This is a genomic window from Nautilia profundicola AmH, from assembly GCF_000021725.1.
GTDB classification, from domain to species: Bacteria; Campylobacterota; Campylobacteria; order Campylobacterales; family Nautiliaceae; genus Nautilia; species Nautilia profundicola.
The window spans coordinates 173,378-185,522 of sequence record NC_012115.1; the positions used below are offsets into that span (position 1 = coordinate 173,378).

General features: G+C 34.2%; 15 protein-coding genes. 9 read left to right on the plus strand and 6 right to left on the minus strand.

The genetic code is table 11. The features are described 5' to 3' along the window. Positions 1–103 precede the first annotated feature (103 nt). Together nadC and nadA are read right to left on the minus strand one after the other, a co-directional pair. Positions 104–922, minus strand: a complete 819-nt coding sequence (nadC, locus tag NAMH_RS00990; RefSeq protein WP_015902181.1) for a carboxylating nicotinate-nucleotide diphosphorylase — start codon at positions 920–922, stop codon at positions 104–106. A gap of 119 nt (positions 923–1,041) precedes the next feature. Continuing rightward, on the minus strand, positions 1,042–2,013 hold the full coding sequence (gene nadA / locus NAMH_RS00995; protein ID WP_012663624.1) for a quinolinate synthase NadA: 972 nt from the start codon (positions 2,011–2,013) through the stop codon (positions 1,042–1,044). Between the two features lie 77 nt (positions 2,014–2,090). On the opposite strand from nadA, the gene plsY reads away from it, so the two are divergent. From plsY to NAMH_RS01040, 9 genes are all read left to right on the plus strand, one after another. Further along, a complete protein-coding gene (plsY, locus tag NAMH_RS01000; protein ID WP_015902352.1) occupies positions 2,091–2,699 on the plus strand; it encodes a glycerol-3-phosphate 1-O-acyltransferase PlsY in 609 nt (202 codons plus the stop codon). Positions 2,700–2,701: 2 nt separating this feature from the next. Next, positions 2,702–3,058 carry a dihydroneopterin aldolase gene (locus NAMH_RS01005; protein ID WP_012663687.1) on the plus strand — a complete coding sequence of 119 codons (357 nt, stop codon included), beginning with the start codon at positions 2,702–2,704 and terminating at the stop codon, positions 3,056–3,058. Positions 3,059–3,136: 78 nt separating this feature from the next. After that, positions 3,137–3,805 carry a homeostatic response regulator transcription factor HsrA gene (hsrA, locus tag NAMH_RS01010; RefSeq protein WP_015902535.1) on the plus strand — a complete coding sequence of 223 codons (669 nt, stop codon included), beginning with the start codon at positions 3,137–3,139 and terminating at the stop codon, positions 3,803–3,805. Position 3,806: 1 nt separating this feature from the next. Next, entirely contained in the window at positions 3,807–4,064 is a 258-nt protein-coding gene (locus tag NAMH_RS01015; RefSeq protein WP_012663935.1) for a YfhL family 4Fe-4S dicluster ferredoxin, read from the plus strand. After that, positions 4,064–5,530, plus strand: a complete 1,467-nt coding sequence (locus NAMH_RS01020) for a Ppx/GppA phosphatase family protein (protein WP_015902843.1) — start codon at positions 4,064–4,066, stop codon at positions 5,528–5,530. The genes NAMH_RS01015 and NAMH_RS01020 overlap by 1 nt, the downstream gene beginning before the upstream one ends. Further along, entirely contained in the window at positions 5,527–6,000 is a 474-nt protein-coding gene (locus tag NAMH_RS01025; protein WP_015902138.1) for a hypothetical protein, read from the plus strand. The genes NAMH_RS01020 and NAMH_RS01025 overlap by 4 nt, the downstream gene beginning before the upstream one ends. Beyond that, positions 5,987–7,114, plus strand: a complete 1,128-nt coding sequence (locus NAMH_RS01030) for an FAD-dependent oxidoreductase (RefSeq protein ID WP_015902631.1) — start codon at positions 5,987–5,989, stop codon at positions 7,112–7,114. The genes NAMH_RS01025 and NAMH_RS01030 overlap by 14 nt, the downstream gene beginning before the upstream one ends. Further along, positions 7,101–7,868: an ABC transporter ATP-binding protein gene (locus NAMH_RS01035; protein ID WP_015902335.1), complete on the plus strand. Its 768-nt coding sequence runs from the start codon at positions 7,101–7,103 to the stop codon at positions 7,866–7,868. Before NAMH_RS01030 ends, NAMH_RS01035 begins: the two co-directional genes overlap by 14 nt. Then, the gene (locus tag NAMH_RS01040) at positions 7,855–8,553 is read left to right on the plus strand and encodes an ABC transporter ATP-binding protein (RefSeq protein ID WP_012663483.1); all 699 of its coding nucleotides are present in this window, start codon (positions 7,855–7,857) and stop codon (positions 8,551–8,553) included. Before NAMH_RS01035 ends, NAMH_RS01040 begins: the two co-directional genes overlap by 14 nt. Here NAMH_RS01040 and NAMH_RS01045 read toward each other — a convergent pair. From NAMH_RS01045 to NAMH_RS01060, 4 genes are all read right to left on the minus strand, one after another. Further along, the gene (locus NAMH_RS01045; protein ID WP_015902391.1) at positions 8,550–9,431 is read right to left on the minus strand and encodes an exonuclease domain-containing protein; all 882 of its coding nucleotides are present in this window, start codon (positions 9,429–9,431) and stop codon (positions 8,550–8,552) included. The two genes, NAMH_RS01040 and NAMH_RS01045, sit on opposite strands and share 4 nt — an antisense overlap. Beyond that, the gene (locus tag NAMH_RS01050) at positions 9,412–10,074 is read right to left on the minus strand and encodes a hypothetical protein (RefSeq protein ID WP_012663906.1); all 663 of its coding nucleotides are present in this window, start codon (positions 10,072–10,074) and stop codon (positions 9,412–9,414) included. The genes NAMH_RS01045 and NAMH_RS01050 overlap by 20 nt, the downstream gene beginning before the upstream one ends. Continuing rightward, the gene (locus NAMH_RS01055; protein WP_012663728.1) at positions 10,067–10,741 is read right to left on the minus strand and encodes a Fis family transcriptional regulator; all 675 of its coding nucleotides are present in this window, start codon (positions 10,739–10,741) and stop codon (positions 10,067–10,069) included. Before NAMH_RS01055 ends, NAMH_RS01050 begins: the two co-directional genes overlap by 8 nt. Before the next feature lie 532 nt (positions 10,742–11,273). Further along, positions 11,274–12,143: a PDC sensor domain-containing protein gene (locus tag NAMH_RS01060; protein WP_015901842.1), complete on the minus strand. Its 870-nt coding sequence runs from the start codon at positions 12,141–12,143 to the stop codon at positions 11,274–11,276. Between the last annotated feature and the right edge of the window lie 2 nt (positions 12,144–12,145).

Here is a 12,145-nt window from a genome sequence, read left to right on the forward strand (position 1 = left end):
GTTGTGTTTTTGTCTGATGTATTCGATTATCTCTTTGGCGGGTTTAATGCCTATAAAGTGTCCGTATTCGAAAATTTTGTCTTCTATTAAAATATTTAACTCCTTATTTCATTTTCATTGAGAAATCTTTGAAAGTGGCCTGATGGATTATAGCTCCGCTGCTTACGGCGTCAATTCCGGTTTGTACGTAGTTTTTGATATTCTCAAGCGTTACGTTGCCGCTGGCTTCAAGGAATACTCCTTTAAAGTTTTCGTTTCTAAATTCCACCACCTCTTTGATTTCATCAAAGCTCATATTGTCACACATTACGATATCCGCACCGGCTCTCATGGCGTCTTTTGCCATTTGTACGGTTTCAGCTTCTATTTCTATTTTTGTGGTGAAAGGGATGTTTTCCCTTGCGATTTTTACAGCTTCTTCGATTGAGTTAAAAAGTGCGAGGTGCGTATCTTTCAGCATCAGACAGTCGTCAAGTCCGAGTCTGTGATTGGTAACCCCTCCGCAAAACGCCGCATATTTTTCAAAAATTCTAAGTCCCGGTCTTGTTTTTCTTGTATCGAGAATTTTAAGTTTTCCTTCTGTCAGTTTTACAAATTCATATGCGTTGCTGGCTATTCCACTTGCGTGCTGCAGGATATTGAGCATGGTTCTTTCGATTGAGAGCAGATCTTTTGCGTTACCGTATATTTCAAGGATAATATCCCCTTCTTTATATAAATCGCCGTCTTGGAAGTTAAAGTCAAATTTTACATCCGCAAGGTCCGAAAAGTGTTTAATATACTCAATCCCAGCTACGACACCGCTGCTTTTCGCCCTGATAAAGGCTTTTGCGTTTTTGTTAATCAGTCTTCTTGCAAGATCGCCTCTTCCGATATCTTCGTTTAGAGCGTTTTTTAAAAAATCGATTATCTGATGTTTCATGAGCATAAATTCTCCTTGTTATTATGGTACAAAGGATGAAAAAAAGAAAGGAATAAAAAAAGAAAATTTCGTATTTTGTAATTTTTTAAATTCTCAATTTTCAATTCTCAATTCTCCATTTAAGAGAGTTTCATCATTCTCTCAAGTGCTATTTTTGCGTTTTTAGCAATTTCGGGATCAACTTCGATTTTATTGTAATCTTTTCCTTCATCTATGGCTTTTAATAGTTTATACAGCTCTTCCAGAGTCGTTTCGTTCATTGAAGGACATTCCGGTTTTGTTGAGCTGAGTACGTAAATATTCGGGTTTATTTCGTTTTTCATTCTGTTTACGAAATTAAATTCAGTCCCGATAGCCATAGGGGTTGTCGGGTTTTCTTTTACATAATTCAAAATTTGAGACGTGCTTCCCGCAAAGTCGGCGAGTTTTACCACTTCAGGGGAACATTCCGGGTGTACAACAATTTTGATATCAGGGAATCTCTCTTTGTAAAATTCCACGTGTTCTGGCATAAAGAGCTGATGAACGCTGCAGTGCCCGTCAAAACATATCATAGTGGCGTTTTGCCAGTTTTCTTCACCGATTATTGCTGATGTTATGCCGAGTTTGGTTGCAATGTTTCTTCCGAGGTTTTTATCGGGCAGGAAAAAGATCTTTTTGTTTTGTTTCAGAGCCCATTCGATGATTTTCTGTGCGTTTGAGCTTGTACATGTAAGTCCGCCGTTTTGGGCGACTATGGCTTTTGTTTTGGCGGTTGAGTTGATATATGTGATAGGAAGAAAATCTATATTGTTTTGTTTTAAAAGATCTATGTTGTTTTGAACTTTAATCTCCTCAGCCATTCTTGCCATAGAGCAGTCCGCAAGGCGCGGCATATATACGTCAATTTCAGGATTTAGTATTTTTGCGCTCTCACCCATAAATTTTACACCGCAAAATATTAGCGGGTTTTTAAGTGAACTTGTTTTTTTGGCAAGTTCCAGACTGTCGCCTGTTAAATCTGCAAGTTCGAATATTTCGTCTTTTTCATAGTAGTGCGCGGCTATTGTTATATTATGTTTTTTTATAAGGTTTTTTATTTCGTTTATCATTTATGTCCTTTTCGAGCATATATAAACTGCGATTACTTTATAAAAATTATATTATAATTTCACAAAAAAGGAAAAACATGTCACCGTTAATATGGTATTTAATAGCTTATCTTGTCGGGGGAATCCCGTTTGGTTACCTGATAGCAAAATATTTCGCTGGAATTAATATTAAAGAGCAGGGAAGCGGCAATATAGGCGCTACGAATGTGCTTAGGGTTTTGAAACAAACAGACCCTGCAAAAGCCAAAAAACTGGCGGCTATTACACTTTTACTTGACGCGCTTAAAGGTGCGCTTGTAATACTTGCGGCAAAAGCGTTCGGGGTATGCGAGGCTACACAGTGGGCGATAGCCGTAATTGCGGTAATAGGGCACTGTTTTTCACCTTATTTGAAACTTGAAGGCGGAAAAGGTGTGGCGACAACTGCCGGTGTTCTTTTGGTGCTTGTTCCAAAAGCGGTGCTTGTGGCGATTGTAGTTTGGTTTATTATGGCTAAAACTGTTAGGATATCATCGCTTAGTTCACTTACGGCAATTGTGGTCGGGATACTGAGTACGTATGTTTTATATCCTGATCTTTCGATTCAATCACACGCTCCGCTTTTAATTATTGGGTTTATAGTGCTTTATAAACATAAAGAAAACATCTACAGACTGCTAACGGGACAGGAGAAAAGAGTAATATAATAATGGAGAATGGAGAATTGAGAATTGAGAATAATTATAAAATATTAATTGAAAATTTGGAGTTTGAGGCTATAATCGGAATACTTCCCGAAGAGAGGGAAAAAACTCAAAAAGTTATAGTAAACGCCGAGATAGAATACGAAAACAAAAACGAATTTATTAATTACGCAGATGTATGTAACCTTATAGAAAACTTAATGAAAGAAAAAAAGTTTTTATTAATCGAAGATGCTTTAGAATCCATAGAGTATGAATTAACGGCTAAATATCCGCAGATGAAAAGCCTCATGCTCAAAATTCAAAAGCCTGAAATTTTAAGAAATGCTTTAGTGGGAGTGGAGATTTTAAGAAAATATTAATTTTTGATATAATTTTTCGAGTATTAGGTTTGGGGTCGTATTCGGCCGCTTGCCGAATACGAATGTAAAGGAGAGAGAGTGAGACTTCTTGTAATTGAAAAGGACGAAACCTTAAATCATTTGATTACCAAATCTCTTGAAGAAGTAGGGTATAAAAGCGATTCTGCTTATACGGTCAGAGACGGTAAGTATTTTTTGGATGTAAGACATTATAATCTTGCAATAATTGATGCGGATTTTGGGCTTAGCGAAGTATTTAAATTTATTGATTACGCTAAGGAGATTTATCCTTTAATTAAAATTATCGTAATATCAAATGATAATTCAGTTGAAACGGAAATAAAAGTTCTAAAAATGGGAGCTGATGATTTTATAAGAAAGCCTCTCAATTTTGATTTATTAATAACCAGAATCAATGTTGCGCTAAGAAGCGGTAAAGAGTCTCAGATTAAGATTAAAGATTTAATTATCATCAAAGATGAAGAAAAAATCATTTATAACGGTAAAGAAACGTATTTAAAAGGTAAAGCCTTTGAAGTATTTACTCACTTGGCAAGATATCCGAATCAGGTCATATCAAAAGAGCAGCTTTTAGACGCCATTTGGGAGGAGCCGGAGCTCGTAACACCGAATGTTATAGAAGTTGCTGTAAATCAGATACGTCAAAAGGTTGACAAAGTTTTTAAAATTGATACAATTAAGACCATTCGCCGAAGAGGCTATAAATTTTGTTATCCAAAGGAGTAGCATGTCACTTATGATAAATGAAGAATGCATAGCATGCGATGCATGTGTTGATGAATGCCCTAACGGAGCAATTGAACCTGCAGATCCGATTTATGAAATAGATCCGGATTTATGTACGGAATGTATTGAACACGGAGGAGAGCCTCAATGCGTTCAGGTATGTCCTGTAGATGCGATTGTACCTGATCCTGATAATATGGAAAATGCAAAAGAACTTAGACTTAAAGCCGAACTTATACATAAAGACGAAGAAGAATAATGGCTAAAATAACGGCTGTAATTGATATAGGTTCGAACTCAGCCAGAATGGCTGTATTTAAAAAAACCAGCCGTTTTGGTTTTTATCTTTTACGTGAAGAAAAAAGTAAAGTAAGAATTAGTGAAGGTGCTTATGAAAACGGTGGGAACCTTCAGGATTTTGCAATTGAAAGAGCCATTAACGCCCTTAGGGAATTTCTTTTAATTGCAAAGTCTTTGAAAGTAAGGAAAATACTTGCAGTCGCTACTTCAGCTGTAAGGGACGCACCGAATAGAAGCGAATTTTTAAGCAGGGTAAGAAGAGAGCTTGGAATCAACATAAAAGTCATAGACGGTGATAAAGAGGCGTTTTTCGGAGGAGTTGCGGCAGCAAATCTTCTGTATGAAAAAAACGGCGTCACTATCGATATCGGAGGAGGATCTACGGAACTTGCTCTTATCAAAAGAAAAAACATCGAAAAAACAATCTCCCTTAAACTTGGTACTGTTAGGCTTAAAGAGCTTTATTTTGATAAAGGCGATATTGAAGGTGCTAAAAAGCATATTCAAAAAGAGATAAAGCGTCTTGATGGTGAGTTTAAACAAAATAAAGTATTCGGAATAGGCGGTACGATTAGGGCACTTTCACAGGTCATTATGAAAAAAATCGAATATCCTCTCGATATTCTTCACGGCTTTACATATGATGTGAAAGATCATTATAAATTTTTAAAATCAATTGTCAAAATGAAAGACGACGAACTTTTAAAAATAGGCGTAAAACCAGAAAGACTTGATGTTATAAGACCGGGTGTACTTATTTTCACTGAACTTTTGGATTTTTTAGGAGCCAAGCAGGTAATTACAAGTGGGGTTGGTGTAAGGGAAGGTGTGTTTTTAAGTGATCTTTTAAGACACGATAATCATAAATTTCCCGAAAATTTTAATCCCTCGGTTAGAACAATTATTGACGTTTATCAAATAGATACGAAACTTTCTTCATATGAAACGAAAATTGCACTTGAACTTTTTGATTTACTTAAAGATGATTTTAAACTTGATGATAAATATAAACTTCATTTGACTTACGCAATTAAACTATCACGTGCTGGTGAGCTTATAGACTTTTATGAAGCTCACAAACATACGGATTATATTCTTTTAAACTCTCTTCATTACGGTTTCAGGCATTGTGATAGGCTTTTGATGTCAAAAATTATAAGATATTATAAAAGAAAGAAAATTAAAAAAAGAGAAATTGAAAAATATAAATGTCTGCTACCTCAAAAAGACATTATTGAAAAACTGTGCAATATATTTTGGGTAGCTAAACTTATTAATATTAATTTATCAATGCCTGAAGTAAATATTTCTAAAAAAGGTAGACAGATTACTATAGAAGGTGAGAATTTATATCTGGCAAAAGAGAGAAGTAAAAGCAGGGAATTGTTTTTTGAGTTGAATATATCTGAAAAAGGTAAAAAATGAAGAGATTACTATTTTTAGCGCCACTTATTTTTTTAGGCTGTAGTGTTTCAAACACTACTACTAAAGTAACAGAATTTACAAAATGTTATGTTCATCAGTTGCCGGCTCCATTTTGGGTGTGTTATCAGTCATCTTTTTTAAGTGTCGGTAAAGTACATGCGGATAAATTAAACAGATTGAAACAGGAAGAAGCATATTCATTAGGTGTTAGCGAACTTGTTGCCAAACTGCAGAGTAAAACTAAACTGTTTTTAAGAAAACTTGGGCTTGAAGATAAAAATATCGACTCGGAAATTAAAGACTTCGTAATATTAAATGCGCTTCAAGGTGATAGTTGGTACAGTAAAGATGAAAAAATGATTTATGTACAGGTGAAAATAGATAAAGAGGAATTTAAAAAGTTTTTATTTGATAAATGTAAAAAAATAGATAAAAAAGTACTTGAAAATACATTTGATGAAACATTTTGATTTTATTATAATCGGAGGAGGTATAGCCGGACTTTTAGCGGCTTATGAGTTTAAAGAATATAATACGCTTTTAATTGATGAAGATGGGATTTTAACTTCAGGAGCAAGTGCGGCAGCCGGGGCGTTTTTATTTCCGAAAGTAGGATTTGATACTGCATATACAAGATTTATAAACAATGCAATTGTTGATTCTCTTTCGTTTTACGAAAAAGTAGGTATCGATACCCATAAAATTGGTGTGACTCTTTTGCCAAGAGACGAGAGGGATATAGAAAAATTTAAAAAATACGAAAAAGAAATAAGACTTCCTTTTGAAAAAAAGTACGGCGGTTTTTTCTTTAAAGACGGCGGTGTGGTTTTCCCTGAAGAAGTAAAAGAAAAAATAAAAGTCGATTACGAAATAAACCAGATAAAAAATCTGTATAAAGACGGAGAATACTGGTGCGTAGGAGAATATAAAACCAAAAACGTAATTCTTGCTACAGGGTATAAAGAAATAATAGATATCCCTTATATAAATATTCGTCCTATTTGGGGTGAGAGGATTGAAGGCAGGGGAGAAATTAATGGAAAATGGAAAACCTACCCAACCAGCCAAAATGGAAAATTAAAAGAAGTTTTGCCTTGCCATTTTCATAAAAACTGCTCTTTGACTGAAGTTGACGGAATTATAAAAATAGGTGCAACACATAAAAGAAACTGTTATGAATGTCATGAAAATGAAGAGGAAGCGTATGAGCTTATTGAAAAGGCTAAAGAAATAGTTGATATACAAAATTTTAAAATATCAAAAATTATAGGTGGGTTTCGGGCTGCGAGTGTTGATTATTTTCCTGTGGTTGGTAAAATTATAGATGTAAATGAGAGCTTGAGTATGAATCCGAAAATAGTAAAAGGCGAAATGCCTAAATTTTTAAATTTTATTGACGGACTTTATATTATTAACGGTATGGGCGGCAGAGGTTTTTCAAATGCATACGCATGCGCGAAAGCTTTAAAAGAACATATTATTAATGAAAAAGAGTTAGGAATTTTAGACAGTAAGAGACTGTTTATCAAATGGGCGAGAAAAGAAGGCGAAGAGTATTTAAAGGAGAAAAATGTTAAAAGTTAAAAATGTAACCAAGCAGTTTGGCGGAGTTGTTGCGATAAAAGATGTTAATTTTGAAGTGAAACAGGGTGAGATATTTGCCCTTGTAGGACCTAACGGTGCAGGTAAAACCACGCTTTTTAATATTATTACGGGAGCGTTTGAGCCAACAAGCGGGCATGTATATTTTAAAGATGAAGAAATTACGGGACTAAGTCCAGTGAAAATCGTGGAAAAAGGTATTGCCAGAACATTCCAGAATATCAGGCTTTTTAATTCTATGACGGTACTTGAAAACGTACTTATAGGGTTTCATAACCATATTGAATATACGTTTTTTGAAGCTGTTTTCAGACTTCCAAGATTTTTCTCCCAGGAAAAAGTTCACAAAGAACTTGCAATGGAAATTTTAAAGTTTTTAAAAATAGACAAATACGCAAATCATAACGCAAAGGCCTTGAGTTACGGAAATCAAAGAAAAGTTGAAATAGCAAGGGCTCTTGCGACTGAGCCGGATTTACTTCTTTTGGACGAGCCTGCAGCCGGAATGAACCCTAAAGAGACTGATGAACTTGCTGATACGGTGTTTAGACTCAGAAGTGAAAAAGAAAAAACGATTCTTTTTATCGAACACGATATGAAATTCGTTCAAAAAATAGCGGATAGGGTAATGGTGCTTGATTATGGTAAAACTATTTTCGAGGGTAAACCTGCCGATATGATGAAAGATGAAACGGTAATAAAAGCATATTTAGGAGATATCGATGTTGAAGGTTAATAATTTAAAAGTAAAATATGGAGTTATTGAAGCTGTAAGAGGAATAGATTTTGAAGTAAAAGCAGGTGAGATAGTTACAATTATCGGTGCGAACGGTGCAGGTAAAACTTCAACACTTAGCGCAATTTTCAATCTTGTTAAAAAAGAAGGAACTGTCAGATTCGTAGAAGGGGACATTTCCAAACTTTCAACAGATAAGATTGTTAAACACGGTATGGCTTTGGTGCCCGAGGGAAGAAGAATATTTATTAACCTTACAGTTGAAGAAAATCTTAAAATAGGTGCATATACAAATGAAGAAAATTATGAAAACTTAAAAGAGGAGATGTTCAGGCTTTTCCCAAGACTTAAGCAAAAAAGAAATAACTACGGTGGGAGTCTGAGCGGTGGTGAGCAGCAGATGCTGGCAATTGCAAGAGCTTTGATGAGTGAACCTAAAATGCTGGTACTTGACGAGCCGTCACTCGGACTTGCTCCTATTATAGTAAAAGATCTGTTTGGAATTTTGGTAGATTTAAACAAAAACGATGATGTTACCATTCTTTTAGTTGAGCAAAATGCCGCTGCCGCACTTAAAATTGCCGACAGGGCATATGTAATGGAAAACGGATCGCTTGTAATGGAAGATGATGCAAAAGCGCTTCTTGCAAGTGATGAAATTAAGAAAAAATACCTCGGAGGTTAGTTTCGGCTTAAAATCTCTCCGATTTTTTCCCTCATCCATTTACCCATTTTCATATTATGATACGCCCAGCTTAGATACTGCATATCTATTTCCGCCACGTCTTCTATTGTCATTCCTTTATATTTACCAACACCGAATCTAAACTCCATAGGCTCGTCAAGATTTTCAAGGTGGTGTTCGATTGAGTATTTAACATCCGGGTCGAGGTCGGTCAGGCTCAACATATATTCGATATAGTCAGGATCTTTAATAAGCACGTCTTTTATTTTTTCAAATTTGTATTTACCCTGGTAGAATTTATCGTGAAGTACCGGCTTTGTAGTAAGCTCTACAAGCTCTTCAACATTTTTCTCGAAGTTTGTAACAAGATATTCGAAAAGAAGTCCCAAAACTATTACATCACCCAATGCGTCGTGTGCGTTTATCTGGATATTGTACTTTTCACATATATCTTTTTCTTTTTTGTAAAGTCCGAGTGCGTATCTGTTGTACTGGAGAGAGAATTTTCCTTCGGGGATGAGGTGTTTTAGGACTCTGAATGTATCTATGAGTTTAAAAAACGAGTTAAATCCTTCTTTTTTCAGCATATCAAGATCAAACTTTGCGTTGTGTATTACAAGCAGATTTTCTGGAGAGTTTAATTCTTTTAATCTCTTATAAGACTCCGTATGTTTAATAAGAGGTTTGTCTTCCACCATTTCATTTGTAATATGATGAACTGCCATTGCCTCAAAACTGATAGGAAGCGGAGGTTTTACGAGTTCATCGTGAATTTCTTCAATTTCGAGGTTTTCGTTTAATACAAGGTAGCTTAGCTGTATTATTCTGTCTTCTTCTTTGTTTCCGGTTGTTTCTGTGTCAAGTATTACTATTTTCATCTATTTCCTTAATCATTGGTATTTTTATTATGTATCCGTCTTCTTTGTTTAAGATTTCAAAATATGGCGATTTGACGGTTTTATCAGGCTTTGTTTTAATGCCTATTTCAATAATTTGGTATTTTTTGTCGTTGATCTTGATATATTCACCAACGTTAACCTTTGTTGAAATTATAGCTTCTTTTTGGTTTTCAAGCATATCGAATATAAGATCTAAAAGGGCTTTTTTATGAACCATAATAGTCGGAATGGAAGGGTCGAACATAGTTGTGATTGCTATGTCGTTTTTAAGCGTTACGTATTCGATTGCAAAATTTATAAGCATGGAAAGGTCTATTTCTTCAAGTTCGGTCAGTTCGATTGAATGGGTATTGGTGTTTATGAAAAACCTCACACCTATGTTCGTATCGTCCCTGTATCCGATTGAAAAACCGTTAAATTCGAAATCTTTGAATTTAACCTGTTTGAATTCCGTTTTCATTCCAGGATTTGCGGGAGCGTTATTGATAACGAAATCATAAACTTCTTTTTTGTTAACGTATGAGAGAAATATTTCAGCTTCCTGGTTACAGTATTTTATATGTCCTCTTTCATTAAAGATAATGATAGGGTTTATATCGTATTCACACCAGAATTCAAACATCCAAAGCCTTCATTTTTTTTGTAAGGGTAACCCTATTAATTTTCAAATGGTTTGCAATTTGAAGTTTGCTTTTATATTTTGTACGCATTGCGCTAAAAAGTGTTTTTTCAAAGTTATTCAATTCTTCTTCATAGGTAAGGTCTTCGTTTGTATTCTCATAGTAATGCTTTAATATTTCGAAAATATCCTGTTTTTGCTGAGGCAGTAAAAACATAGAATAAATCTGTCTTTTTAGTGAATTCAGATTTTCGCTGATATCGGGGTTTGCAATGTTGATGTGTTTGTTTATTTTAAGCTCTTCCCTGGCCTGCTGTTTGAAAAGGTCTATAAAATCCTCTATATCTTCAGGATGTTCGCTTAAAGGTTTAAGTTCTATATCCATCGTAAAATATTTTTTTAAAATATCTTTATTAAGAGGCTGGCTTCCTGTGGCTATAAGGAAATTGTTTTTAAATTCAAGTACAGGGTTTTTATCAAAATCTTCCAAAATAACGGGGTTTATTGTTGCGGTTTTGGGATTTATTACGGCGTTTGGAGCGATGTATTTTGCCAAAAATGTTTTACCCACACCTTTTTCGCCCCAAATATATACGTTTATTTTGAGCTGTTTACACATATCCGCTATGTTTTTGATTTTTTTGAGATATTCGGAAGTTGCTAAAAACATATACACCTTTTTGTATGAATTATAACAAAATTATGATAGTTTAGTTAAATGGAAAATAGACAATTAGACAATGTAAAATGGAAAATTAAAGATTTGAAAAAGAGATTTTTGATAATAGAAAGTAATGAAGTATAAAAAGATAATAAAAAGATAAAAGTAAATCAAAATCAATTCCTTCAATTTACGATCAATAAATAATCGTCAACCACATTTAGATAGTGACAGACACCATAATATATTCAATATCTATTATTTAGTATTTGGATTAGATATTACAGTGAAATAGCCGTTAATCAATAACCAATAATTGTCAGGCACTAAGCATTAGGGTGGAGAGAAGGGACAGATGAGGAAAAGAGTAGGAGAAAAGGAAGAGAAGAGTTTAAATGAATAATGAGTCAATTGAAAATGGAAAATGTTACAATGGAAAATGAAGGTAAAAAGATATAACATGAAAGGTACCAGACACTAAATATGCTAAAGACTGTAATATGCTATCGAAACAGTTACGAATTATTTGAAATATTTTTTTTCAATTAAACAGGGTTGATTCCTGATGAGAGACGTAAAATTTTTTACTGTTTTTGATAAAAAACGTAAGCGTGCCCATCATCAGGGAAATCCCTGCAAAAAGCCAAAAAGCGTTTGACATAAGTGATATATTGTTTAGTGAAATTTTAAACACAAGCATCAGCGCTTCAATCGAAAGCGCTATAAGAATCGAGATTATAAATTTTACGAATGTTTTTTTCTCAATATTTTCGTCTTTTTTGTAGCTTTTAAAAAACACCTCCTGTTCGAGCAGTGTTTTGGAAAGGTCGAAAATGGCGATTGCTATCGTTATGTAAATAATAGGTTTAAAAAACGACATTATTGTTATTTCTCCGTGTTTTAGGATTTCGTAACAGGAGTAGATCAAAATCGCAAATGACAAAAACATCATAAAAAATCCGCTTAAAGCATAAAAAAGTTTGGTTATCGAATCAAAAAGCGTATGTGTTTCAAGAAGCTTCAGTCTTTCAAGAAGTTTTTTAAGGTTAAAGTCCAAAAAAAGTGTTTTGTCTTTTTGTGGTATCGCAAGTGTTATACAGATACTGCCCGTTGCCGAGCTTTTGTAAGGAGGGCTCATTAAAGATTTTTCAATATCTATTTTTCTAAAAAGATAGCTTCGTGATTTGTTTTTTTCGTTTATGTCCGTTTTGTTTCTGTAAATGTTTGGAGAAATTTGTATTTTTGTATTATTGTCAACAATATAAACAAGTTCAAGAGATTTGAAATAATTAAAAAGATTTTTCAGGTTTTGTTCATTTAAAAGATTTGATGTGTTGTTTAGGATAGTGTCTTTTAAAAAATCTTCAATAAATCCTCTGTTTTTTTCGTAGATTTCAAGTAGTTCGTTCATGG